This is a genomic window from Radiobacillus sp. PE A8.2, assembly GCF_045635475.1.
Taxonomy (GTDB): Bacteria; Bacillota; Bacilli; order Bacillales; family Amphibacillaceae; genus JBJGXI01.
Window position 1 is genome coordinate 1 of sequence record NZ_JBJGXI010000055.1, and the last position, 24,605, is coordinate 24,605.

29 protein-coding genes and 1 tRNA gene are annotated in these 24,605 nt (G+C 38.8%); 15 read left to right on the forward strand and 15 right to left on the reverse strand.

What is annotated here, in order from left to right; genetic code table 11:
• The coding region (locus ACI6MV_RS21255; protein ID WP_407272336.1) for a hypothetical protein at positions 1-305 on the forward strand (305 nt) is incomplete at its 5' end.
• Between the two features lie 144 nt (positions 306-449).
• On the opposite strand, the gene ACI6MV_RS21260 is transcribed toward ACI6MV_RS21255, so the two are convergent.
• Positions 450-1,319: a nucleotidyltransferase-like protein gene (locus ACI6MV_RS21260; RefSeq protein ID WP_407272337.1), complete on the reverse strand. Its 870-nt coding sequence runs from the start codon at positions 1,317-1,319 to the stop codon at positions 450-452.
• 295 nt (positions 1,320-1,614) lie between these two features.
• Between ACI6MV_RS21260 and ACI6MV_RS21265 the strand changes: the two genes are divergently transcribed.
• Positions 1,615-1,992: a YgzB family protein gene (locus ACI6MV_RS21265; RefSeq protein ID WP_407272338.1), complete on the forward strand. Its 378-nt coding sequence runs from the start codon at positions 1,615-1,617 to the stop codon at positions 1,990-1,992.
• Between the two features lie 85 nt (positions 1,993-2,077).
• On the opposite strand, the gene perR is transcribed toward ACI6MV_RS21265, so the two are convergent.
• The 6 genes from perR to ACI6MV_RS21295 all read right to left on the reverse strand — a co-directional run bounded on the left by perR (position 2,078) and on the right by ACI6MV_RS21295 (position 7,214).
• Positions 2,078-2,530, reverse strand: a complete 453-nt coding sequence (perR, locus tag ACI6MV_RS21270; protein ID WP_407272339.1) for a peroxide-responsive transcriptional repressor PerR — start codon at positions 2,528-2,530, stop codon at positions 2,078-2,080.
• 163 nt (positions 2,531-2,693) lie between these two features.
• Complete coding sequence (locus tag ACI6MV_RS21275) at positions 2,694-3,251, reverse strand: cob(I)yrinic acid a,c-diamide adenosyltransferase (RefSeq protein ID WP_407272340.1); 558 nt, start codon at positions 3,249-3,251, stop codon at positions 2,694-2,696.
• Positions 3,252-3,253: 2 nt separating this feature from the next.
• The gene (locus ACI6MV_RS21280) at positions 3,254-4,204 is read right to left on the reverse strand and encodes a D-2-hydroxyacid dehydrogenase (protein WP_407272341.1); all 951 of its coding nucleotides are present in this window, start codon (positions 4,202-4,204) and stop codon (positions 3,254-3,256) included.
• A 783-nt stretch (positions 4,205-4,987) separates the two neighbouring features.
• Positions 4,988-6,097, reverse strand: coding sequence for an aminopeptidase (locus ACI6MV_RS21285; protein ID WP_407272342.1), 1,110 nt, complete (start codon positions 6,095-6,097; stop codon positions 4,988-4,990).
• Positions 6,098-6,246: 149 nt separating this feature from the next.
• Positions 6,247-6,714, reverse strand: a complete 468-nt coding sequence (gene bcp / locus ACI6MV_RS21290; RefSeq protein WP_407272343.1) for a thioredoxin-dependent thiol peroxidase — start codon at positions 6,712-6,714, stop codon at positions 6,247-6,249.
• A gap of 53 nt (positions 6,715-6,767) precedes the next feature.
• Positions 6,768-7,214 (reverse strand): potassium channel family protein, encoded by a 447-nt coding sequence (locus ACI6MV_RS21295; protein ID WP_407272344.1) that lies wholly within the window; start codon positions 7,212-7,214, stop codon positions 6,768-6,770.
• Positions 7,215-7,400: 186 nt separating this feature from the next.
• Here ACI6MV_RS21295 and ACI6MV_RS21300 point away from each other — a divergent pair, with 186 nt between their 5' ends.
• Positions 7,401-8,693, forward strand: coding sequence for a glutamate-1-semialdehyde 2,1-aminomutase (locus ACI6MV_RS21300; RefSeq protein ID WP_407272345.1), 1,293 nt, complete (start codon positions 7,401-7,403; stop codon positions 8,691-8,693).
• A gap of 470 nt (positions 8,694-9,163) precedes the next feature.
• A complete protein-coding gene (locus ACI6MV_RS21305; protein WP_407272346.1) occupies positions 9,164-10,231 on the forward strand; it encodes an aromatic acid exporter family protein in 1,068 nt (355 codons plus the stop codon).
• 495 nt (positions 10,232-10,726) lie between these two features.
• Here the strand turns inward: ACI6MV_RS21305 and ACI6MV_RS21310 are convergent, their stop codons facing one another.
• The 3 genes from ACI6MV_RS21310 to ACI6MV_RS21320 form a co-directional block, all read right to left on the reverse strand.
• Complete coding sequence (locus ACI6MV_RS21310) at positions 10,727-12,502, reverse strand: ABC transporter ATP-binding protein (protein ID WP_407272347.1); 1,776 nt, start codon at positions 12,500-12,502, stop codon at positions 10,727-10,729.
• Positions 12,503-12,628: 126 nt separating this feature from the next.
• Positions 12,629-13,156 carry a nucleoside tri-diphosphate phosphatase gene (gene ntdP / locus ACI6MV_RS21315; RefSeq protein ID WP_407272348.1) on the reverse strand — a complete coding sequence of 176 codons (528 nt, stop codon included), beginning with the start codon at positions 13,154-13,156 and terminating at the stop codon, positions 12,629-12,631.
• 290 nt (positions 13,157-13,446) lie between these two features.
• Positions 13,447-13,617 (reverse strand): gamma-type small acid-soluble spore protein, encoded by a 171-nt coding sequence (locus tag ACI6MV_RS21320; protein WP_407272349.1) that lies wholly within the window; start codon positions 13,615-13,617, stop codon positions 13,447-13,449.
• A 163-nt stretch (positions 13,618-13,780) separates the two neighbouring features.
• Between ACI6MV_RS21320 and ACI6MV_RS21325 the strand changes: the two genes are divergently transcribed.
• Entirely contained in the window at positions 13,781-13,969 is a 189-nt protein-coding gene (locus ACI6MV_RS21325) for a hypothetical protein (protein WP_407272350.1), read from the forward strand.
• An 18-nt stretch (positions 13,970-13,987) separates the two neighbouring features.
• Here the strand turns inward: ACI6MV_RS21325 and mutY are convergent, their stop codons facing one another.
• Positions 13,988-15,067 (reverse strand): A/G-specific adenine glycosylase, encoded by a 1,080-nt coding sequence (gene mutY, locus ACI6MV_RS21330; protein ID WP_407272351.1) that lies wholly within the window; start codon positions 15,065-15,067, stop codon positions 13,988-13,990.
• A 136-nt stretch (positions 15,068-15,203) separates the two neighbouring features.
• Here mutY and ACI6MV_RS21335 point away from each other — a divergent pair, with 136 nt between their 5' ends.
• Complete coding sequence (locus ACI6MV_RS21335; protein ID WP_407272352.1) at positions 15,204-16,178, forward strand: metal-dependent hydrolase; 975 nt, start codon at positions 15,204-15,206, stop codon at positions 16,176-16,178.
• Positions 16,179-16,234: 56 nt separating this feature from the next.
• Here ACI6MV_RS21335 and ACI6MV_RS21340 read toward each other — a convergent pair whose 3' ends face one another.
• Positions 16,235-16,498: a YfhJ family protein gene (locus ACI6MV_RS21340; protein WP_407272353.1), complete on the reverse strand. Its 264-nt coding sequence runs from the start codon at positions 16,496-16,498 to the stop codon at positions 16,235-16,237.
• A 135-nt stretch (positions 16,499-16,633) separates the two neighbouring features.
• Here ACI6MV_RS21340 and sspK point away from each other — a divergent pair, with 135 nt between their 5' ends.
• On the forward strand, positions 16,634-16,774 hold the full coding sequence (gene sspK, locus ACI6MV_RS21345) for a small, acid-soluble spore protein K (protein WP_407272354.1): 141 nt from the start codon (positions 16,634-16,636) through the stop codon (positions 16,772-16,774).
• Between the two features lie 32 nt (positions 16,775-16,806).
• Positions 16,807-16,974: a YpzG family protein gene (locus ACI6MV_RS21350; protein WP_407272355.1), complete on the forward strand. Its 168-nt coding sequence runs from the start codon at positions 16,807-16,809 to the stop codon at positions 16,972-16,974.
• 569 nt (positions 16,975-17,543) lie between these two features.
• On the opposite strand, the gene ACI6MV_RS21355 is transcribed toward ACI6MV_RS21350, so the two are convergent.
• Positions 17,544-17,879 carry a YfhH family protein gene (locus ACI6MV_RS21355; RefSeq protein ID WP_407272356.1) on the reverse strand — a complete coding sequence of 112 codons (336 nt, stop codon included), beginning with the start codon at positions 17,877-17,879 and terminating at the stop codon, positions 17,544-17,546.
• 154 nt (positions 17,880-18,033) lie between these two features.
• Between ACI6MV_RS21355 and ACI6MV_RS21360 the strand changes: the two genes are divergently transcribed.
• Positions 18,034-18,825, forward strand: coding sequence for an HAD family hydrolase (locus ACI6MV_RS21360; protein ID WP_407272357.1), 792 nt, complete (start codon positions 18,034-18,036; stop codon positions 18,823-18,825).
• 166 nt (positions 18,826-18,991) lie between these two features.
• The gene (locus ACI6MV_RS21365; RefSeq protein WP_407272358.1) at positions 18,992-19,432 is read left to right on the forward strand and encodes a cell wall hydrolase; all 441 of its coding nucleotides are present in this window, start codon (positions 18,992-18,994) and stop codon (positions 19,430-19,432) included.
• A gap of 57 nt (positions 19,433-19,489) precedes the next feature.
• Here ACI6MV_RS21365 and recX read toward each other — a convergent pair whose 3' ends face one another.
• Positions 19,490-20,302 (reverse strand): recombination regulator RecX, encoded by an 813-nt coding sequence (recX, locus tag ACI6MV_RS21370; RefSeq protein WP_407272359.1) that lies wholly within the window; start codon positions 20,300-20,302, stop codon positions 19,490-19,492.
• Positions 20,303-20,445: 143 nt separating this feature from the next.
• On the opposite strand from recX, the gene ACI6MV_RS21375 reads away from it, so the two are divergent.
• From ACI6MV_RS21375 to ACI6MV_RS21385, 3 genes are all read left to right on the forward strand, one after another.
• Complete coding sequence (locus ACI6MV_RS21375) at positions 20,446-21,348, forward strand: TIGR01777 family oxidoreductase (RefSeq protein ID WP_407272360.1); 903 nt, start codon at positions 20,446-20,448, stop codon at positions 21,346-21,348.
• A gap of 320 nt (positions 21,349-21,668) precedes the next feature.
• Positions 21,669-22,220: a GNAT family N-acetyltransferase gene (locus ACI6MV_RS21380; RefSeq protein WP_407272361.1), complete on the forward strand. Its 552-nt coding sequence runs from the start codon at positions 21,669-21,671 to the stop codon at positions 22,218-22,220.
• Positions 22,221-22,345: 125 nt separating this feature from the next.
• Positions 22,346-22,471: a YfhE family protein gene (locus tag ACI6MV_RS21385; protein WP_407272362.1), complete on the forward strand. Its 126-nt coding sequence runs from the start codon at positions 22,346-22,348 to the stop codon at positions 22,469-22,471.
• Positions 22,472-23,309: 838 nt separating this feature from the next.
• On the opposite strand, the gene ACI6MV_RS21390 is transcribed toward ACI6MV_RS21385, so the two are convergent.
• Positions 23,310-23,966, reverse strand: a complete 657-nt coding sequence (locus ACI6MV_RS21390) for a helix-turn-helix transcriptional regulator (RefSeq protein WP_407272363.1) — start codon at positions 23,964-23,966, stop codon at positions 23,310-23,312.
• A gap of 176 nt (positions 23,967-24,142) precedes the next feature.
• Between ACI6MV_RS21390 and ACI6MV_RS21395 the strand changes: the two genes are divergently transcribed.
• Entirely contained in the window at positions 24,143-24,388 is a 246-nt protein-coding gene (locus tag ACI6MV_RS21395; RefSeq protein ID WP_407272376.1) for a YuzB family protein, read from the forward strand.
• Positions 24,389-24,457: 69 nt separating this feature from the next.
• Positions 24,458-24,530, forward strand: a tRNA-Ala gene (locus ACI6MV_RS21400).
• Positions 24,531-24,605: the final 75 nt, after the last annotated feature.

Here is a 24,605-nt window from a genome sequence, read left to right on the forward strand (position 1 = left end):
CACAAGATAACTTGCAAATCATTTTCTTAACATACTTGATTGTTCTGTTCAGTTTTCAAGGATCAAACCGCTGCGCTTTTGTTTCGGCGACAGCTTTATTACTATACCAAGTCGTGATTGTTATGTCAACAACTTTTTATATTATTTTTTGTCGAATCTGTCAAAAGCGACCTTATCAATATAACATGTTGTTATCTGATAGTCAACAATATTTTTTTGCATTTCAAATCATATTGTTGCTGTCGTTTTTGGCGACGTCTAATAATATACCATCTACAACTAATCATCGTCAACACTTTTTTTAAAAAAACATTAAACAAATCTATTTGCGTTAGTTTTATCCTTCAACAAACCTGTAATCCCGCCATATCCTCCAGTCAAAATGAGAGCAAAAGAAAAGGAGTGCTACTTATCAGACGCTCATCGTATCACTCCATTGTATACTATTATTATTTACTCACTTCGTATTTTCGGTGGTAGATCTTATTCCCTTTTGTTTCTACTGGAACAGCTTTAAGAATTTTCTTCTCTGTTAAGTACTCTACCATAGAACTTAGATCAAATGCATAGTTCGTTATTTCTGGATGAACCTTTAATTCACCAAACGACCACGCTTCTTCACTTTGATTCAAAATTTCGATTAAGTGCTTTGCACAACCCTTTGCTCTAGTGCTAAGTGCAAATTCAATTGCTAGCAGCATTAGCTCTACTTTTTTGCTCGTTTCTTCATTACTACTTATAAATTCTTCATTAAGCTTATATATTTCCAGGTCCATCCGTTTCACCTGGTTCCACACCGTCACTTCCGGATGATACCCTTTTTCAATAATGGCCAATCGTGCTAGATAATGTAGAGAGCGCAATATTCTGCTGTATGAATCAAAATACTGCTTTGTTTCATAAAAATCCTTTGCTTCACTATAACTACGTGTTAATTTAGCAAACTCAATCGCCATCTTAAGTTCGCGTTTATCTTGTGGAAAACGATTGAGTTCATCTTTAAGATTAGCAACATACTCATTATGATCATAAATAATGATCCCCGTAATAATCCATTCAACCGCTCTTCGATATGTGCTTGTATCAATCCATTGTTTTAAAAGTTTCTCATCGACGATATGCATAGCTGCCGTCTTTCCTTCGAATTCATAATGCTTCACATACCACAATTGCTCTGGATCTTTAACAATGATAAGTAAAATTACATCAAAATTGTCCGTCACAGGGCTAATTGGCTTTTTCTTTTCTATAAACAACACACCTAATGTATTTGGCTGACTAGCTCGTTCCTGATAAATCGGACGTAATAGATCTTCCATCACATTTCCCCCAATATTTTACCTTTTGTTACTTTAAAAATGATTCATCGTTAATCACAACAGCTGTTAACGCTACTGTTGAAAATAACTTACTCGTAAATTAGTTCGCTAAAAACAGTAAAAATCCTTTGAATTTATTGATTTTTATTTCACATTCTCCAACATACTTATACGTTAACTATTGTTATAGTTTTAACTTAAAAGTAGCTTTCCCTTATCATTATTGATTAAATTATAGGGAATTTGATAAATAACTATGCTATACTACCATGTGAAAGTGAAGGAGGGAAAGAGTTTGGCGATAAAATATTCAAATAAAATTAATAAAATTCGCACATTTGCCTTAAGTCTTGTTTTCATCGGTATTGCTATTATGTATGTCGGACTCCTTTTTAAAGAAATCGAGTGGTTGATGGTAGTATTCTTTCTTCTCGGTATGCTGTCAATTGTTTTTAGTACCGTCGTATATTTTTGGATAGGCATGCTGTCAACGAGGGCGGTTCAAATCATTTGTCCGAATTGTGATAAACCAACCAAGATGTTAGGTCGCGTAGATGCCTGCATGCACTGTAAGCAGCCTCTGACTTTAGACAAAGAACTAGAAGGCAAAGAATTTGACGAATCATACAACTCCAAAAAACAAAGAAACACTAATACGAATACAACGAAATAAGTACTATTTTTAACAAAAAAACGAAAAGTCCCTCCTATTATCATATAGAAGGGACTTTTATTTATGCATGCTTAAATAATTCTAATTAATGCTTGGCATGGCTAACTGCATGTTTGCAATCCGTACATACTCCGTAGATTTCCATTCGGTGATGAGAGACATCAAAGCCTGTTACTTTCTCAGCTAAAGATTCTACCTCATCCAAGCTTGGATAATGGAAATCAACAATCTTCCCACAAGCATCACAAATGATATGGTAGTGGTCTGATGTGTTGCAATCAAAACGACTAGATGAATCACCGTAAGTTAATTCTCTGACAAGACCTATTTCACGAAATACGCGTAAGTTATTGTAAACTGTAGCAACACTCATATTAGGAAATTTTCCTTCTAACGCCTTGTAGATATCATCTGCGGTAGGATGGATCTTTGCATTTAAAAGATATTCAAGTACCGCATGACGCTGTGGTGTGATTCGAACACCGGAATCTTTTAACCGACCAACAGCTTCTTGAAGTTTTACTTCTGTCACCGTCATGCACCTCACTTTCCTACTTGTTCATAAACATCATCTATATCCACTAGTATATATGTTATAGCAGTTGTTATTGCAATTATTAAATTATAATACTTATAAATAGAATAACCGCTCATGAAACATTCTGTCAATAAAAGTATATATAGTTTTCCGGTCTTTTATGCTAAATATCCACTTTCAACGGCAATTCTTCTCCACCGCTCTGTTTATTTACTAATCTTGCTGCAACAAACAAAAAGTCCGACAGGCGATTCAAATAAGATATGACGATTGGTCGTTCTAGTTCTTCTCCGATTGCAACCGCCAACCTTTCCGCTCTTCGTACTATTGTACGTGATGCATGAAGTCCTGCAGCTGTGGGATGACCGGATGGTAAGATGAAATTTTTCAATGCTGGTAAAGCAGCATCCCAGGCATCGATTTGATTTTCCATTTCATCTAAGTGTGATTGCTGCAGCTTCCATGCTACTTGTTTATCTTTCGGAGTTGCTAGCTCAGACCCGGCATGAAATAGTACGGTTTGCACACGGTGAATCGCTTCTATAAAAGCTTGCTTTCCTTCCCACTCTTGTTCACCTAGTTGACTTAAGGCAAAGCCGATCATTGAATTTGCCTCGTCACATGTTCCATAAGCCTCCACACGCACATCATTTTTAGGTACGCGTGCGCCATAAATCAGCGAGGTCATGCCTTGATCACCAGAACGTGTATAAATGCGCAAACTTAATACCCCCGATCGAGATCAATTTTATTAATATAATCTGTGCCGTTGTTTAAGTAAGTAGACATGTTTGCTTCCAGAATCTCTACTGCCCTCGGTACATAATTTGGTGATTTCGATGATACGTGTGGTGTCATTGTTATTTTTTCGTGATCCCAAAAGGGGTGATCGCTCGGTAAAGGCTCTTCTTCATACACGTCTAAAATAACATGCGCAATCTCTTCGTTCGCTAAAGCTTCTAAAATAACATCCTTGGATACCGCGTCCCCACGTCCCATATTTAGAAACAGCGCAGAAGCTTTCATTTTCTTAAAATGCGCGGCTGTAAAAAATTCTTCTGTTTCTGCTGTACTCGGCAAAATCGAAATTACATAATCCGCTTCCGGTAACACATCCAATATTTCTTGATTTGTAATCATTTGATTAAAATGTTCCTTAGGGCTACCGCTAGTTGAGACGCCGATCGTTTTCATCCGAAACGCCTGAGCTAGCCTAGCTAATTCCTGTCCAATTGCTCCCGCACCAACGATCATCATCGTGCCACCGCCAATTTCTTGCATCGGTACCAGGCGATCAAAAATATGTTTTTGTTGATTTTCAATAAAGGTTTTCGTTTTCCGCTTCACTTGTAACAACATCGATATCGCATATTCAGCCATCGGAATCTTATGTATGCCTTTCGAGTTCGTAACTAATATATTTGCTGCTTTTATTTCAGCCAACGGCATCATTTCTAACCCAGCCGACAACACCGCAATCCACTTCAAGCTTGTCGCTTGGTCAATATGCGCTGGCTGCAAATCTTCACCGTACGTTAGCAAGATTTCCGCATCTGCTAAATAAGGCAAAGCACTTTCTATATCTTCACAAAACTTAAAATCCAAGCTTGGATACTGGTTTATTAATTTTGCTTCTATTTCTTCCGGCAAATTCGTTGTTGATAACACAAGCATAGCACTACCTCCATTACTTTTTCTCTATGATATAACTTTTTAGCAGCTTAACAAAATAATAACTATCTTGGCGTGGTGTGTTGGTGTTTAGATGAGGGAAACCGTGGATTGTGCGGGGCTATTGTGATCATTCGCAGAAAGTTTTCTATAGGGGGTATTCTTCTGATGATCGGACAGCTCTTATTCATTTCAATCACTATACTTGGGTGGTTATCTCCTAATGGGACAGGGATTTTCCATGTTCATTCCTCTCACTTAGCCGATTATCTTCTATTCAGACAAGTCTTTTCCTCTTCCACCCTCACACTTGGCCGTTTATCTTCTATTCGGACAGGTCTTTTCCTCTTCCATCCTCATACTTGGCCATTTATCTCTTAATCGAACATATCTTTCCCTCTTCCATCCCCACACTTGGCCGTTTATCCCCTATTCGGACACGTCTCTCCCTTTTCCTTCTTCATACTTGGCCGTTTATCCCCTAATCGAACATATCTTTCCTGCTTCCTTCCTCACACTTGGCCATTTATCCCCTATTCGGACAAGTCTTTCCATCTTCCTTCCCCACACTTAGCCGTTTAACCCCTAACCAGACATATCTTTCCCTCTCCAACCCTAAAACATGTCCATTCAGTCCCCTAACCAACCCACCTCCGCATCTCGATCCTCAAAAAAATAGCACAAAGCAGATAGCCTTGTGCCCAATCATATATTTATAGGGGAGGTTTCAGGGTTATACTTCACTATATGCCCCTCCCGACACTCTTGTATAGAATCTTTGCCTACTTATGCTAAATTTTCTGGATTTAATTTTTTTAATTCATCGATCACGAATAGGCCATCTTTACGAATTAGTACATCATCAAAGTATATTTCTCCACCGCCATATTCTGGTCGTTGAATTAACACCATATCCCAATGCACAGACGATTGGTTGCCATTCGGTGCTTCGTCGTACGCTTCTCCTGGTGTAAAGTGAAGGCTGCCAGCAATCTTTTCATCAAATAAAATATCGCCCATCGGCTCAGTAATTTTCGGATTTAGGCCGATGGCAAATTCGCCGATATATCTTGCACCTTCATCTGTATCAAGGATTTTGTTTAGCTCTTCCGTTTTATCGGCTGTTGCTTTTACAATTTTTCCGTTCTCAAATGTTAGTGATACATTTTGGAAAGTAATGCCGCGGTATGGACACGGGGTATTATATGTAATCGTTCCATTAACGCTGTCCTTTACTGGCGCGGTGAACACTTCGCCATCGGGAATGTTACGCTTACCAAAGCATCTAACTGCCGGGATATCTTTAATCGAAAACGTTAAATCCGTATCTTTCGCAATGATTCTTACTTTATCAGTCTTGTCCATCAAGTCCTTTAACGGCTGTTGCGCTTCTGCCATTGTTTTATAATCCACCGTACAAACATCAATTAAATAATCATAAAAGCTGTCATAACTCATTTTCGCTTTCTGTGCAAAGCCTTTTGTCGGATAATTTAATAATACCCATTTTTTATTATCAATCAAATAGTCATTAGACGGTTTCATAATTCGTCCCGCCGTTTGAAAATTCTCGGAAGGAATTTCGCCGAATTCAGCATCGTTCTCTTCCCCGATTATTTGCACAAACGCATCAATGTCTTGATACTGGGCCATATTCCATTTGTTCTGCAACTCGAATTTTTCCTCTTTCGCATCCGTAATAAGTAATCTAGTCAGCTCGTCATCAACTAATTCAACGTATGGGATCGCTTCAAGAGCATGTGCCTTCTTAATTAGCTCTTTAATCAACGGTATTGTATTTGCACTACCGGTGAATAGCACCTTTTCATTTTCTTCAATCGTTAAGGAATGCGTTAATAGTAAATCTGCTAATTCTGTTAGTCTTGGATCTCTCATTTGTATATCCCTCCTAAATTTATCTCTTTATTGTTTTCGATCCCAACAGTGATTTTCCTTCCTGCCTAAGTTGGAATATACATCCGCCTTTAGTCGGAGAAAGACAAAAAATATCCCCTGTCCAATTCTAGAACAGAGGATGCTCTTTTTTAATTTAATTCACGGATGAAAGATAGTGCTTCATCTACGTGTCCATCTACTTTTACTTTGCGGTATTCCTTTTGTACGATACCTTCTTTATCAATGATAAAAGTAGAGCGCTCGATCCCCATGTATTCTTTGCCAAAGTTTTTCTTCAGCTTCCATACATCGTATGCTTCCGCTAGTTTATGCTCTTCATCAACTAGTAGCAAAAACGGTAGATCGTGCTTATCGATAAACTTCTGGTGACTCGCTTCTGAATCTGGGCTAACCCCGATAATTACTGCATCTAAATCAGCAAAGCTCTCATGGTTATCACGAAACGCACATGCTTCCGTTGTACATCCTGGTGTATTGTCCTTCGGGTAAAAATACAGAACAACATGCTTGCCACGATAATCAGCTAACTGAACAGTCTCGCCATTACTAGCAGGTAAAGCCATATCTGGTGCTACTTTTCCTATTTCTACGCTCATTTTTATCCCTCCAAATAACTTACTAGTATAAGCGTATCCAATCAGCACGAATCTTACAACTCTTTCGCTCTCTCCTTGTCGACTTCTTGATCCGAATAAGTGCGCTTAGCATTTTGCATAATCCTAAGGAAAAAAGCCGCTGGTAAAATATAACCAATCAGCGCTTCAATTAGTGCCAACAATCTCCCCCAGCCAATTGGTGTAATATCACCATAACCGACAGTCATTAGTGTAACCCCGCTAAAATATAGCGAATGGGCTAGTGTTTCTAATTGACTAGTGTCCTGCAGCACACCGCCCTCCACTAACAACACGCCATTAAATGACAGCACAAAATAAAGCAAGCCAAAGCCGATCAGAACACCAAAGTAGACACATATTAACGTATAAAAAATTTCATAGGAGAAGTAGCTATTGCGATACGATTTTTGAAATACAAATGAATATAAACTGGCCCCTATTAGAAATGTAATTAAACTTATCGCGACGATGGCAATCAACCGTATTCCTCCTCATGCAACAAGCCTTATATATTATTAAGTTATGCATACGATTAGTCTTAGATGAAGAATTATCGCTGACGTCTGCATTAAATTAGCTCACTGTCCTATCACCTACGTTATTGTTATAATGTTAATCGTGAGCGAAATAGTATAATTCGATACCGATAATATGGAGGTTCTATAATGAATATAACGAATTCAGAAAAATTACATAAAGAAGCGACGCAGCATATTGTTGGTGGAGTAAATTCGCCATCACGTGCGTACAAAGGCGTAGGCGGAGGAACACCTATTTATATGGAACGCGCACAAGGTGCTTATTTTTGGGATGTTGACGGTAATAAATATATCGATTTTCTAGCCGCTTATGGTCCGATTATTACTGGCCATGCGCACCCACACATCACAGAAGCGATTACGAAAGCTGCTCAAAACGGGGTGTTATATGGTACGCCAACCGCCCTTGAAAACAAGTTTGCAAAAATGCTGAAAGAAGCAATCCCGTCAATGGAAAAAGTGCGGTTTGTGAACTCTGGTACAGAGGCAGTGATGACAACGATTCGAGTTGCTAGAGCTTATACCGGTCGTGACAAAATCATTAAATTTGCCGGCTGTTATCACGGGCATTCTGATCCCGTACTTGTACAAGCTGGTTCCGGTCCTGCGACACTTGGAAGTCCAGACTCTGCAGGTGTTACGAAATCAACTGCGGCAGATGTGATTACTGTTCCTTTTAATGATGCAGCTGCGCTTAAGGAAGCATTACAGCGTTGGGGTGACCAAGTGGCTGCGGTTTTAGTAGAACCAATCGTCGGCAATTTCGGGATTGTTGAGCCAAAACCTGGCTTCTTGCAGCAAGTCAATGATCTGATTCACGCTGCTGGTGCGCTTGTCATATATGATGAAGTGATCACAGCATTCCGCTTTACGTACGGCAGCGCTCAACAGCTCGTTGGTGTGGAGCCTGACATGACTGCATTAGGCAAAATTATTGGTGGTGGTCTGCCGATCGGTGCTTATGGTGGTAAACAAGAGATTATGGAACAAGTTGCGCCACTCGGACCAGCGTATCAAGCAGGAACGATGGCCGGTAACCCCGCATCCATGTCTGCCGGAATCGCTTGTTTGGAAGTTTTAAAAGAGCCAGGTTTGTATGATCGTTTAGATGAACTAGGCGCGATGCTCGAACAAGGCATCCTCGAACATGCCAAAGAAAATGATATTACAATAACGATTAACCGCTTAAAAGGCGCGCTAACTGTTTATTTTACAGATGAAAAGATAGAAAATTATGCCCAAGCAGAAGCGACAAATGGTGAGCAGTTCGGTCAATTTTTTAAACTAATGCTAGAGCAAGGCATTAATCTAGCTCCGTCAAAGTATGAAGCATGGTTTTTAACTATATCACATACAAAGGACGACATTATTGAGACCTTACATGCAGTTAGTAACGCTTTCCAACAAATGAAAAAATGAATGTTTATGCAGATGAAAACGATTCCTCTTGGTCTCTAAGGGGAGTCGTTACATTATTTGGAATACTTGTATAGTAACTCTCAGTTAAATTACGCTCCACTGAAAGCACAACGACTATTTATACAAAATTATGAATATTAATTGATTTCAGTTAATTTTTATGCTACGATTAATCTGAAAATTAATAATTTTCGATTCATGCTTTTTTTGTCAATTTGTATGACTTCCCTTCAAAGCATGAAGACTCCTGGGCTATTGCTACTTCCGTTGCAATAGCTCCTTTTTTGTCTTTTTTTCTCCTAATTGACACACACGCTTAAAAATGCCGCACATTTTTCTGTTATACTTTTATAAAGTACCTTTGTCAGCTATATGAAGTTGTTTAGCCTGTACATTTTTCAGGTATATTTCTTACAGTCACTTAATATAGTAGCTTGAATGTAAATTGTAATGAAGGATGAGAGAGAATTATGAAACTTGGTGCACGTATGCTTAAAACCGGGTTAGCGGTTGCGATATCAATTTATATCGCAACATTACTTTCGCTACCATCACCGGCATATGCAGGAATAGCTGCAGTATTTGCTTTACAACCGTCAATTTATCGGTCTTATCAAACGATTCTCGATCAGTTGCAAGGCAATGTGATTGGTGTGTTGCTTGCTTCCCTGATTGTGTTCACTTTAGGTAACGATCCGATTGTTGTTGGCTTCACCGCTATTTTAGTTATTGGCATTTGTATGGCATTAAAAATGAATGAAAGTACGATTCCACTCGCGATCGTTGCTGTTATCGCAGTGATGGAAACAACCGAAATGGAATTTATCCAATTTTCCCTGATGCGCTTTTCTGCTTTAACACTCGGTATTGTTGCGGCGTTTATCGTTAATCTCGTTTTTCTACCACCGAAATATGAGACGAAACTGTTTCAACGGATAGATAAAACAACATCAGATATCTTGCAGTGGCTTCGAGTCACAACCCGGCATTTATCCGATGTACCAGCTTTAAAGGAAGAGCTCACGAGGATTGAGGATGAAATAAGGCAAATGGATAATACGTATTTATTTTATAGGGAAGAACGGATTTATTTTAAAAAGAACCGTCTTTCAAAGGCACGAAAGCTTATTTTATTCAGGCAGCTTATCACGACAACTAAGAAATCATTTGAAGTATTGAAAGCCTGTCACCAAATCGAAGACAAGCTCGACAAGATTCCAACCGATTTCCAAACCTTGCTATTGCAAGAAATTGACAAGGTAGTGCATTCCCATGAAAAGCTACTATTAAGTACGATGGGTAGAATAAAAAAACATGATAAAGAAACATTGCGCGAACTGTTGGAACCGGATATCCCTAGATTAATTGAATCACTTATTGAGGTATATCAGGAGAAACAAGCAGATCGTCTGATGCTATTACCATTAGCCTCTCAGCTTATGGAATATCATCAGCAACTGTCACACCTACAAACCTTGTTAAGCAGTTACCAGAAATATCACCAAAATGAACATATTGAAGTACGTCAAAAAGATTAAAAAATCCAGCCAAGATGGCTGGATTTTTAAAAATTAATAGACTGTTTTCGTAAACATTATTTTTATCTTCAAACTTCTGTGGTTTTCTCCGAGAACGCTAAAATTCAAAAATATAAAACTTTAAGCGGCCATATGGTACCTTATTTCACGTAAAATATCAGATTTGATGATTTGGCGGCCACCAGAGCACTTATTTACTGAAAATAGCTAATACAGCATGGGTTTTATTCAAATAAGAGCGCTGGTGGCCGCACAATTCTGATCATGCCCGTTTTATCACAAATAAGCGTCGTGGTGGCCGTCAAGAAGCAACTACCCTATTTCATTCTTTACGCGGGATTTTCATTGCCCCCACAGCTTCTCTAAGCTACACAAGTTCTTTTCTGGAGCGAGTATGAGCACCATGTTATGAGTATATGGGAAAAACGTCAAATAACAATTGCCTTTTTAAAAAAGACATTTTATGATACTTATTTTATGGAGTCAACTCATGTATTACTTTTTACCCGTTAACACCGGCTCGGTACTATCCAATTCCTGCACCTGATACAGCTTATAGTAGTTACCTTTTTGTTGCATTAATTGCTGGTGTGAGCCCGCTTCTTTCACTTGCCCATCTTCTATTAAGACAATTCGGTTCGCATGTGTGATCGTAGATAAGCGATGGGCGACGATAAATGTCGTCCGGTCAGCAGCTAGTTTTTCCAGTGCCTCCTGAATCAGGTGCTCACTTTCCAAATCAAGTGCCGACGTTGCTTCATCTAAGATCAACAATGGTGGATTTTTCAAAAACACCCTAGCAATTGCAACACGCTGCTTTTGACCACCGGAAAGCTTGACGCCTCGTTCTCCGACAAGTGTATCGTACCCATGTGTTAGCCCGGTAATAAAATCGTGGGCATTGGCTGCTTTTGCCGCTTCAACCACTTGTTCATCGGTGGCTTCTGGGTTACCCATTCGAATATTCATCGCAATTGATTCACTGAATAAAATATTATCCTGCAATACCATACCGATTTTATCGCGTAACGATCTTGCCTGCATATTCCGAATATCGAGACCATCGATTTTAATACTTCCTCCGGTCACGTCATAAAAGCGTGGTATTAGACTAATAATCGTCGATTTTCCGCCACCACTCATGCCGACAAATGCGATTGTTTCTCCTCGCGCAACATCTAAACTAATATCTTTTAGTACTAAATCATCCTCATCGCTGTAGCGAAACGTTACCTGTTCAAATGCTACATCACCTTTTACATTTTTTAGCGGTTTTGCGTCTTTTTTATCGACCACATCATAGTCTTCATCAAGAAATTCAAATACACGGTCCATCGATGCAATGGACTGTACAAGTGTCGTCGACGAACTTATTAGACGACGCAGTGGACTATAAACTCGGTCCATATAACCAACAAACGCAGCGATCGTACCAACAGTTAAATCACCTGTAATAGCAATATAACCCGCGAATCCGATGACTAATAATGGTGCAAGGTCAGTGATTGTATTCATTACAGAAAAAGTTAACGCATTCCAAGATGTATGTTTCAATGCTTTATCAAGAAAATTACTATTTTGTCTGTCAAATTGATCTTGCTCATAATCCTCTAAAGCAAAACTTCGCGTTACAGGAATTCCTTGTACACGCTCATGCAAGTGCCCTTGTACCTGTGCTAATGCTTGGGATCTGCTCCGAGTCAGGTTACGTAATCTACCATAAAATATTCTTACCGATAATCCGTATAATGGAAAAAGTGCAACTGCTACTAGTGTTAACCAGCCATTCATTGTAAGCATAATTACGATTGCAATAACGATCGTAAACATATCAAGCCAAATATTCATTAAACCGGTCATGACGAAGTTCTTTGTCTGTTCAACATCATGTATAACCCGGGAAATAATTTCACCAGTCTTCGTCTGCGAATAAAACTTAAGACTAAGTTTTTGGATATGTTCAAACAGCTTTTCCCTAATATCAAATAAAATCTTGTTCCCCGTCCATTGTGCTAAATATTGACGCCAATATTCAATCGGTGGACGCAATACAACAAACACAAAGGTCGTAGCCCCCATGATCCATAATAGCTGATTTAACTTCTCATCATTTGTTAAGCTATCACCACCAATAATATTGTCGATCACATATTTAACGATAAGCGGTAATAATAGTGGGATACCAAATTTAAAGACCCCGATCACAATCGTAAGAAGGATCTTCCATTTGTACGGTTTCACAAACTCCATATATCTTTTTATACTATCCATGAGGTCTCCTCTCTCCTATGCTGCCTAGCACATAACGCTTAGAACTCGAACTGAAAGAACAAAAACCTTGTCAACATATAGTGACAAGGATTGCACTTGGCATTTTGCGTGTTTTTAGAAATTTGATTAGCGAAAGGTTAAGTACATTTCATACCATTGATCAACGAACTCCGGAGCAAATGGACCCTTACTTTGTCGGATCCACCTTATCAGATATTCCAAATTACTATATAAAATCCGATCAATAACCTTTGGGTAATTCATTTGTTGTTTATGAAGCTCATATTCGTCCTCATCTAATAATGTATATGTCATATCAGGAAAAACTTTGACATCTAAATCATAATCAATGTATTTTAGCGCCTCTTCATCATAAACATATGGGGAGCTAATATTGCAATAGTAATAAATACCATCGTTACGTAGCATGCCAATAACATTGAACCAGTATCGGGTATGAAAATAACAAATTGCTGGTTCACGCGTCGTCCACGTACGACCATCACTCTCCGTGACAATTGTTTTATCATTACCAATGATCATCATATTACTATTACTCTTTAACACAAGACTACTTCCCCAAACACGATGAAGCTGACCATTATGTTTATAGCTTTGAATGCGTATATTTGAACCGGGTAGCAGGCCAGCCATCCTATCTTCCTTTCTTCTTAAAATTGAGTGAAGTCAATTTCATAATTACCTTGCACACACATTCATCCGCGGACGGGTAATTCGGACTATAACGATGTGAATTACTAAAATCAGTATTAAGAAATGGACTAAATTGATTAAGTTATTTTTTTGTCATAATTAGTTACTCTACATTATAACGATATTAGTAATAGAATGGAAATGAAAGAGTGGTGAAATAGGAAAAGGAGCTCTCCTTCGTTTCTAGGAGAACTCCATTTTCGTGCATTATTCGGGGAATCGTTTAGTTACTATTTTTTTTGCTGAGACTTTTGGTTTTGCTTTTTTACTTCTTGTGCGTCAGTCTCAGAAGCAAATTCAGTACCGAATTGGCCTGCACCTGCTTGTTGGTTTTGTTGCTTTACTTTTTGTACGTTAGTACCTGCAACTGTTTCATTTGGCTGCTTTTGTTTTTTAGCCATCGTATATCACCTCCGCAACAATTACTTTCTCCAAATGCATTAATGTTATTCCAAATTTTTTTTAAATAAATCTTTACTTCTTTTCAAACTCTCGTTTGGGAATAAACAATTAATAATAACGATAAAATAGAGGGTAAAGTATACGAAAAGAGGGTAAATGATTATGGATCAGGTAAGAGATATGACAGAGTTAATGATGACGGAGAAAACAGATTGGAACAATAAAGAGCTAGAAGTTTTTCATCATTCTTTGTCGCAAGTAGTACCTTATTTAAATCAAGAAGGAACAACGATCTTAAGGGAAATTAACCAAGAAATTATTGACCGCGGTGGCCATAATGATAAAATATAAGCCTTCTTAATAGAAGGCTTATAAATAAGATTGAATTTTTAAATGCGGGACTGGAAATGGGTACTCAGCAAACGTAGCTTGTGGTACAAATGTTGCAAGTTCCTTTTTCAATTCACCATCAAGCACTTCTGCTTCAAGTACATCAATATGCCAAATAACATGTGAAAATACATGTTTAATCTCGGTTAAGGTATCTTTTAAGACAAGCTTAATGCCATAGTTTTCTAAAAACCACTCTGTTAATTTAGTTGCATTAGCATCTGATTTGGATACCATCGGGAATTGCCACATGTTTGCGAGTAAACCCTCGCTTGGTCGTTTTTCGATTAAGTAATTATCTTGGTTGTCCTTAATTACTAATGAAAAATAATCTAGTGATTTTTGTTTTTTAGCTTTCGCTTTGATTGGTAGTGTTTTTTCCGTACCTGCTTCATACGCTCGACAATGTGCTTGTACCGGACAATGCATGCATGATGGAGCTTTAGGTGTACAAATTAAAGCTCCTAATTCCATTAAGCCTTGATTAAATTCAGAAGCCTTGCCTTCTGAAATGATTTGTTTTACACATTCTTCTACAAGTCGTCGGACACTTTGCTTGGAAATATCCTCTTCGATATGGAGGATTCTTGCTAATACACGCATGACATTACCGTCAACAGCGGGCTCTGGCAAGCCGTATGCTATACTTAAGATAGCACCTTTTGTGTATGGACCAACGCCTTTTAATGTGCCAAGCTGTTCCGGATTGTTTGGGACTTTACTATTATAAGTAGAAACTACTTCACGAACTGCATGCTGTAAATTTCTTGCGCGCGAGTAATAACCTAGACCTTCCCAAGCCTTTAATACTTCTTGCTCATCCGCTGCAGCTAACCTGTCTAACGTTGGAAATTTTTCGATAAATCGTTCAAAGTAAGGGATAACTGTATCGACTTTGGTTTGCTGAAGCATGATTTCGGATATCCATACTCTATAAGGGTCTTTATTTTGACGCCAAGGTAAATCGCGTTTTTCTTCGTCAAACCATCGGACCAAATCATGTTGGAACGCTTGTATGTTAAAATTTTTTAATAATAATGTAACTGTTTCTAAATTCATGACCAAACACCCTTCATGATACAATAATTAATAAAGTGCTAGTTCAAAAAGCTGATGCATTTGTAGTAAGCAGATTATATAACGTCTTTTTGAACAACTTCTTAAAGAAGCAACTTGCAAAAGGAGGACCAACTTAATGGATACAGGTACCCATGTTGTAATGGGAGTTGCTTTAGGTGGCCTCGCCACACTGGATCCCATCGTTCAAAATGATCCTGTACTATTTCAGGCTGTGATGATTGGCACGATTGCTGGTTCACAAGCACCTGATTTTGATACAGTTCTAAAACTTAAAAATAATGCAGCATATTTGCGGAATCACCGTGGGATTACCCACTCGATTCCGGCAGTGATTTTTTGGGGACTTTTGATATCAACCATCATTTACGCATTTGTCCCCGAGGTTAGTTTTCTACATCTCTGGTTATGGACAGCTATAGCTGTAATTGTTCATGTGCTTGTAGATGTGTTCAATGCCTATGGCACCCAAGCTTACCGGCCATTTACGAATAGGTGGGTTGCTTATGGATTTATTAGCACCTTTGATCCGTATATTTTTACGCTTCACGTTATCGGGATTGTTGCCTGGTTTTTAGGGGCAAACCCCGGGTATACGTGGTTGCTTATCTATTTCATCATTGCGCTGTATTATGTTAAACGTTATTTGGAAAAGAGAGAATTAGTGAACAAAATTCATGACCGGATTAGTGGTGTAACAGAAATCGCCACTTCACCAACGATGAGACAAAAATCTTGGCGGTTGGCAATAACAACTGAAAACCATTTTTATGTTGGAACAGCTGAGAATGGTCATATCGAAATTGTCGATAAATTTAACAAGGTTCCATTACCAAAAGTTGAGGTAATTGAAAAAGCGAAGGAAGATAAAAATATTTCAGCATTTCTTTCCTTCTCTCCTGTATATCGCTGGGAAATGAACATGTATGACGATTTCACAGAAGTAAGGTTTATTGACTTAAGGTATCGTTCCAAGGACCATTACCCATTCGTAGCCGTTGCGCAAATTGATGACAACATGAGAATAATGAGCTCCTATACCGGCTGGATTTTCTCAGAGCAAAAATTACAGAATAAATTAGTAATTGATTGACAAAAGCGTAGGCGCTATATAGGAATGAAAGGCTGTTGCTGTTTTAGCAGCAGCCTTTATTGAATACTTTTTCGGTTAAACAATTGTTGGTACTTTGGATTATGTTGAACAAACTCATGTAGTCTGGACCCGTAGTTCTCAATCCACTTTCGTACAACCTGTTCGGTAACTTCTTTTCCCTCGTATTGTCTACCTGCTTTAGCACGCGTCGCATCGAAATCCTCCCATAGGAGCTCCACCCACGTTTGTGCCTCGTCCTTTGTTAACGAATCATTTTGTTCTAAAAGTTGGGTTGCCAATCGTTCGAAATTCTCTTGCATAACTACACCTCTATTTAAATGCTTTAACTTACCATTAACAAACGCTAATTATAACACATATCAAACACAGAAATAGCACAAATTAATGAATGCATCCTTAATTGATGCTCAGATCTCTTTTAGGAGGTTTCTGCCATGCGAAATAAAAAGAAAGGGTTCCCTGAAGGACACTTTGACGGTGAACCCCGTGCTAAAGCACCCTATAGTTCTACACGTGCAAACGGAACAATCAATACAAAGCCGCAGCAACGTATGAAGAAATCTGGGCAACGATAATCAGCCTAGGTAAAATTCAGGAGGGATAGATCATGGGCAAAGCACGTCACACACACAAACCGTTTTCCCAAAATCTATATCAAGATCCATTCCAATCACCGAGAGCTAACCCAAAGCATGCGAGTAACCAGGTAAACGGTGAAACACAAAAAACACAAGCCGAGATAATCTTGGCAGTTCAAGCAAATAAAAGAAATTAGTTAGAAAAGCGCAGAGCGCCGTTAGAAACGTAACGACTGGAGCGAATCGACTGAGATAAAGGAATCATGCCCCCGCAAAGGGGGTATGTCGACGTTGGACGACAAGTCCGCTTTTAGTCGACCTTCCATAAAACATGAATCGATGATGACTTATCGTAGGGCGATTCGTGAAGTCGTGTAGTTTCTGGCGCTCGGAGCTAGACACACGAAAAGCGCAGAGCGCCGGTTAGCGACGTACGGACTGGACTGAACCGCAGGAGATAAAGGAAACACGGTGAACGAAGTGAACCGATGTTGACTTATCGTACGGAGGTGAGGGAAGTCTCGCTAGTCGCTGGCGCTCGGAGCTAGACACGAAAAGCGCAGAGCGCCGTTAGAAACGTAACGACTGGAGCGAATCGACTGAGATAAAGGAATCATGCCCCCGCAAAGGGGGTATGTCGACGTTGGACGACAAGTCCGCTCTTAGTCGACCTTCCATAAAACATGTATCAATGATGACTTATCGTAGGGCGATTCGTGAAGTCGTGTAGTTTCTGGCGCTCGGAATTATAAAGAAGGTACAGCTCTTATGGCTGTACCTTCTTTCCTAATATAGAAATCGGTATTGCTTCTGTATCCTCATACTTTTGCCCGAGCAGGTTAACACGATTTCCCCATGCAAATACCCCGTTAATATAGCGAATGATAAAAGTTTGACCTGGGTCGCCTTCAATCTCATATGTTTCGCCTTTTTTGAATTCTTCTGGATTCATCGTATAAGCAATTGCCATTTGCACTTTTCTCTGGTAGACGGCAACTTCATTGATATTTCCCATTTGTTCTGCCTTTTGTGCTTTCTCTTTAAATTTAGCTACTTCTTCACGTAACTCTTCGACTGTATATTCACTATATCTTTTTTCCATTAGCTACCTCCGACTATGTAATACGTTTATTTTACCAATCCTTGTTACAGAAACAAAATAACTCGTGTTGAATCGTTTGGAATTCAAGCTATTATGATTGTATAATTTGAAACATATGCAGATTACAAAGGAGATCACAAAGGAGTTTACATACATGCTGAAATTATTCGTTACTGATCTTGATGGTACATTTTTAGAAACTGGAACTCAAATAAATCCAAAAGATGCTGAAGCAGTACAGCAATTAAAGAAGCAAGGCATTAGCTTTGCAATTGCAACAGGAAGAATGGACCGTGATATTGTCGAAGTACTAAAGGAAATACAAGTTGACGGTCACCGTATCAGTCAAAACGGCGGATTTGTTTATGATACAAATGGCAAACAAATACATGGTGAGACATTTGATTTTGATCTTGGTAGACGAATCCACAAAGCGATTAGTACCCATTCCTCTTATTATTCTGTTACAACTGCAGATGAAGTCTATGTTCCAAAGAAAACAGAACAGATGAAAGAAATTGAGCATCTGCTTTATTTTCCACTATTAGAGGACACTTCTTTAGCAAGCAGCTACCGAGAAAATTTTAGCGCTTCGAAGTTTTCGATTCACGGTGACACAGAAGAAATAGTCGCGATTATGGATCAATTAGCTACTCAATTCAAGACGGAAGCAGAGTGCTATTTATCCGACAAACATTGTGTTGATTTTGTTCCAAAAGGAATTAGTAAGGCGCTTGGGGTACAACGTCTGATCGTCCAACTCGGGCTGAACACAGATGAAATTGCTGTTATTGGTGATTCTTTTAATGATGTGCCAATGTTAGAAATGACACCAAACAGCTATGCAATGGCAGATGCCCACCCAGATGTTCAGAAAAAGGCAAACAAAGTCGTTGGGAATGTGCATGAAGCGATTGCTGATTTAAAAGCAAAAGGGCTGATGTGAGTTTTGGTATCATAAAATTTTCGTTTATGTATTGCGCATGGACTTGAAAAGTCTATATATTGTTGCCGACTTGTCAAAATTAGTCCATGCCAATTCGTATAAAAATTTTCCAAAGCCCACATTTTTGTAGATTTTATTCATACACTTCTTTTAGAGGTGATGAAAAGTGACACGAGTAGCCTATACCGATAGTGACGTTGATTTAATAGCCAGGATGATGCGTGCAGAAGCCGAGGGTGAAGGACGCCAAGGGATGCTTATGGTTGGAAATGTCATCGTGAACCGATTAAAAGCGAATTGTTTAGATTTTAAAGACTTAAGGTCAATACGAGACGTGATTTACCAAGTACAAGGCGGTAACTATTCTTTCGAAGCAGTACAAAAGGGGAATGTTTTTTACAACCGAGCAAGAGGTGTAGAAAAGAAATTAGCCAAGCAAGTTCTAAATTACTGGCGAGAACATCCTTCTAAGTATGCGCTATGGTATTTTAATCCATACGCTGAATGCCCTCCTACATGGTACGGTCAACCATTAACCGGACAATATAAACAACATTGTTATTATGAGCCAGTAGCTGATACATGTGAAGGTGCTTATCGATGGTAATTTCAAAAGCTCCATTCAGGGATAAACATATCTCTTGAATGGAGCTTTTTTAAAATTCTATTCTTGATCAATTGTTTCTAAAAATCGCTCAATTTCGTCCATCTTAAAGCCTTTCTGATACAAGCTTCCCTTCACCTTATATTTGAGCTCGCTTCCAGACGCTTTTTTTGCGAATTTGCGTACGATTTTTTCCCCTTGCAGAACGATTGCATCCCATTCTGCATCTTCGTCTTTTTGCTCCTGTACATCTTCCATTACTATTTCTAATACATTGCCTGAAAAGCCTTTTTGCATGAGATTTTGTTTAAGGGCAATGATTTGTTGCTGAAACGATTTGTTTCTGCTAGCTGTCAACTTTTTATCTACCAATTTTGACGCTTTTTCAACCTGTAATTCAAACGGATAGTGTGTTAATGCTTCATCAGCTATATCAGCTCTAACACCTTTTTCCATTAGCTCTCTTTTAATTAGCATCGGGCCCTTACTCGTCGTATTCATCCTCGTCCTGACGAATGCAATCGCAAATTCTCGGTCGTCTAATAGTCCTTCATCTTCTAATCGCTGCACAACAACGTTAATCTCCTCTATGTCTACCTCTTTTTTCGATAAATATTCCGCTATTTCTTTTTTTGAACGCATTCGGAAGCTTAAAAAGTGTAATGCTAGGGTATATGTTTTATGTAGCGCATCTTTTTGAATCAAGGTTTGTTTGGTCTGGTCGTCAAGCTCCATGCCTTTATGAAGATGGAATTTGATTAATATATCCTCATCGACACTAAATCCATAGGCTTCATCTTCACCTTGTTTCAAAAAGATATTATAACGATGCTTATGTTTCTTTTGTGTGGTGATCCGAGATATAATTTCCAATTTTATTCTCACCTCTCCCTTTTATTTTATCATGAATTGGACTTGCCCGGTTGCCTTGATACATAAGATTCGTTTTTTCACAAAAATTATCTTGCAAAATCAATTTGATGTACGCACAATAAGAGAAAAGGAGGAGATCGATTTTGAATATTGCGATTACTGGTGGGACAGGTTTTGTTGGGCAACAGCTGACAAAGCAATTAGTAAAACAAGGGCACCACGTTTACATCTTAACGCGTTCACCAGAAAAGTATACAAACACATCTTCTATTCTTTTCATCGGATGGCTAAGAGACAATGATCAACCTGTTGCACAATTACCAGAGCTTGATGCAATCGTCAATCTTGCCGGCGATTCTTTGTTTGGTTATTGGACAAAAACGAAAAAGCAACGGATTATCGATAGCCGGATTTCCGCTACCGAGAACGTTCTAACTTTAATAAATAGTATGGATAAAAAACCTTCCGTATTGATCAATGCATCAGCAGTCGGCTTTTATGGTACATCGAAAACAGCAGCATTTACTGAAAAAACAACGGTACCAGCTAACGATTTTCTTGCAACAGTTACTACACAGTGGGAGCAAACCGCACGAAAAGCGGAACGCGAAGGAATCCGAACTGTACTCACCCGTTTTGGCGTCATACTTGGCAACGATGGAGCATTACCGTTAATGACCCTCCCTTTCAAATTAATGATCGGTGGTAAGGTTGGTTCTGGTGATCAATGGATGTCATGGATACATATCGATGATGTTGTTGGCCTGATTATCCATGCAATTCACGATCAAACGATACAAGGACCTTTAAATGCAACAGCACCTCATCCAGTTCAAAACAAACAATTCAGCAAAACATTGGCAGAAGTATTAAACCGGCCCTATTGGTTGCCTGCACCAGCTTTTGCGATACGCACATTTCTTGGTGAAATGAGTACACTGATATTGGATGGTCAGGCCGTTTATCCGGAGGTCGCCACTGATAGCGGATACTCCTTTAAATACCCGAAAATAGAGCAGGCGCTACAAGCAATTTACGCTGAATAATGGTTGGGAAAAATTGTCGTAAATTTGGTTAAAATTTTTATTTCATTTTTTGAATTTATTGTGTAAGATATGATTGACGCAACCAAAGTATTTTATCGCTCAGGTACTACTAGGCGGTGTTGATTAGTAACGCATGGTTATAGAACGAATGATAGATACGGTTAGGGAAGGCAAATGGTGCGCCACCAGTGTAGACTGGTCCTAGTGGGTTCGATTCCCACCCCGAATTTTTGTTGGTCTTTAATAAAAATTCGAGGGTGTAATAGAACTCACTAAGATTCCTTAGTGTTTTTTCACCCTCCAAGCCAGGAGGTTTTTTTATGCTGAAAAAACGTGAATTGCACGATGCACCAGCATTATTCGAATTGATGAGTCATCCAGAAGTATTTCCTTATGTCCGTCACAAGGCCTATTCTTCTGATGAATTTTACTTTTTAACAAAACAAACAATGGAAGCAGAAGAAAATGGCGAATTAATTTCTCGTACGATTGTTGATGAATATAATCAACCAATCGGCACAATCAATTTATTCGATATTGAAGATAACAAAGGCTTTCTTGCAACATGGATCGGTCAGCCCTATTTCGGAAAAGGCTATAACAAGCTTGCAAAAGACGCCTTCTTCAATGAATTATTCTTCATGCAAAATATTGACGCCATTTTTATAAAAATAAGAAAAACCAATGTACGTTCTCTAAAAGCAATTTTAAAGCTATCTTTCGTGTCACTCGGTAACATTTTATTTCCTGAAGTGTACAATAAAATCAATCTTGATTCTTTGGATGATCCAACCTACGAATTGTTTGTCATCCGAAAAGAACAGTACGCTTCTCACCTAGAACAAGTAAATGAAGATGAAGCAGCAGTATAAACCTCACATAACTTGGAAACGATAGTAGTAACATACAGATTTGTCTAGTAACAACTATCGAAAAAATGGAGTAAATTAGCCCCGACAGGCAGTTACTCGATTTCCTAAGAAAGTGAGGTTATCTTATGGGTAAATCAAAAGGCGTACATGAAAGAAACAAAAATACACTATCGAAAACACAAGAAGTGCTATACCAAAAAGAATTTAGAGCAGCAGATCGGATGTACCAATCAACGAAAAAGAAACCATAAGTTGTACACATTCTATAAAGTTTAAGTTATCCACATGCTTGTGCACAATGTGCACAGCTTACATAAAAGCTGATAGAACAACATCTTACATGTGCACAACTTGTGTGTGGATAAAACCCCTGAATTAAGTGGATAACGGGGATAACTTATTAAAATCGTGTGTATAAAAGATTTAATTTGTGGATATTACTGTGTATAAATAGATTGTCCTCAAAAATGTGTAAAAACTGATTCCTCCCCTTTTTCGGAATAGTGGACAATCAACTGCAAAAAGGCTGCATCTTTATGATCAGCCTTTTTGTTTTGTTTTTTTCTAAGAGGTTGTTGTTATGGTGTATTTGAAATAATATCCGTCGTAGTTTGAGAGTGCTAGCCCGCTCCGGAAATACACTTCGCTTTCCGCGGGGGGGGGCTAGTGAGCCTCCTCGCGCTACGCGCTGCGGGATCTCACTTAGGCCACCACTATTCCCGCAGGACAAGGAAAGCTACGTCAGCAATACATCGCACGAAGAAAATTGGGTTGTATTTTCGAGGAGTCGAAGTGCATTTCCTCCGCTGCTAACGGGATTGATCTTTACGTCGGGTGATTGGAGCTCCAGGCAGTCGACTCCAGCGGGAAAAGCGCGAGCTGAAGATCCACTCAGAAGCGCACTTTGGGACTGCGATTACTCGTCCCACCGAAAACATTTGCTTCTGAGTTAGCTGAAGCCGTGCCTGTTTAAAGAAAAACACTTTAAACTAGCGAAAAGCGACTGCCTGGAGCGGAAATCACAAGCACTACGTTACGAAGGAGTTTAGCTAAATTATGAAATTAACACACTAAAAAAAGCCACTCTTTTTAAGAATGACTTTCTTGAGCCTCACCTTGCTCTTGTTTTACTACATATTTGCAGCAATTGTCTCCTTCGGTTAAACAGGATAATCGTTCTACATTATCTGTATCTAGTACTTTCTTTAAGAGAGACATTTCACAATCACAAGGCTGATTATACTTTTTCGAAATAGAAGCAATTGGGCAATTGTACTGCGAAAATTCAATTTCCTCTTGATTTCTAACACTGTATTCGGCCATATATCCACTTTCATTTTGCAAGTGTACGAGTTCATTGACCTTTTCTTCAAGACCCGAGTCAAAGTCGATACGTCTGCCATATTGCTTTTCTAGTCGTTTTTGTCTGTTTTTAAACAAAGTGTCAATTGCTTCTTGACCGTTCATTTCTTCAATGTCCGATAAGAAATCTACCATAATTGTGCCATAATTAGCAGGGAATAACTTCTCCCCAGTTGGAGATAACGAATAATATATAACCGGACGGCCCATTGGTTGTCTAACGGTCCGGGAATTGATTAATCGTTCACCCTCAAGCTTGAATAAATGTTTTCTAATCGCCATTTCTGTAATATCTAGGTGTGTACGCAATTCACTAACCGAGAAGCTTCTATTCTTCTTAAGTAATTCAAGAATCGATTGACGAGTTGAAAGCTGTTGTTCCATCTCCAACACCTACCTTACTTTTATTTTAATTCACATAGTTTGTGAAGTAAATAACAAACTTTTGTATTTGCTATGTATATATTAAAAAGTTGACAAATTCGTGACTTCATTATAGTTTGTGTGATGGGCTGATTATTTTAGTCCTAGGCTTTACCTTATATAAGAAGGTGATTGTAATAGGAATTGTAGTAGTTGACATATGTGATGCCAATTTCATGAGTACGATCGATGTCGAAGGGATTTTGGAATCCGAATACCCTGAGGTTTCCGTGTTATCAAGCGACTGCTTGAGCTTCTGCGGGATGTGTCGACTGAAGCCGTACGCAATGGTAAACGGCAAACGGATTAGCGGAAAGACGCCAGAGGAATGTTTAAATAAGATCAGAGAAGCCATTGAAGAAGAGCTGGCTTTTTATTTATAAAAATTAGCATATAGAAGAAATACTTGTGCAGATTTTCTTCTATATGCTATAATTTTTCTATCACTTTTCGGGGCATTAGCTCAGCTGGGAGAGCGCTTGTCTGGCAGACAAGAGGTCAGCGGTTCGATCCCGCTATGCTCCATCATTTTTTTAAAAAAACGTAGCCTGAAATGCTACGTTTTTTTGTATTACAATTACTTTATAATTAGTGTTCAGA